The organism is Streptococcus suis (assembly GCF_002964045.1).
Classification (GTDB): domain Bacteria; phylum Bacillota; class Bacilli; order Lactobacillales; family Streptococcaceae; genus Streptococcus; species Streptococcus suis_U.
In genome coordinates this window covers 1-321 of sequence record NZ_POPB01000561.1, presented here as the reverse complement: position 1 = coordinate 321, position 321 = coordinate 1, and the positions used below count along the sequence as shown (strand labels likewise).

Annotated in this window: 1 pseudogene; it reads left to right on the top strand. The window is 41.4% G+C overall.

Going from position 1 to position 321, the window contains the following annotated elements:
- Window positions 1–309 (top strand): annotated as a pseudogene (locus C1E99_RS12685) (anti sigma factor C-terminal domain-containing protein); the annotation flags it as partial.
- Window positions 310–321 lie beyond the last annotated feature (12 nt).

The following is a 321-nucleotide window of genomic DNA, read 5'->3' as shown; positions in this document are numbered from 1 at the left end:
CTAGTCTTTTCGGATATGCCTGGAGACTATATGACAGGTATGGACTTTATGAAAGAGTTCTTAGAATCGGGAGATCAGAAACGAGCGCAGTATCTGGACATACCTGTGGATGACTTGCAGGCCTTTGTCGATAAGTTTGGTGGCACTGACTTTACCAAACAAGAAGAGATTGATAAGCTAGAATTCGCAGGCATTATCCTAACAGGAAAAGCAGAAGACTTTGCTCAGTTGGAAGGCAAGGACTGGATTTATTCTTCTAGTATTGGCGCGTCCATTCCTATTCAGTCTTATTATCAACTGCATCATTAAGTGAAAATAGTC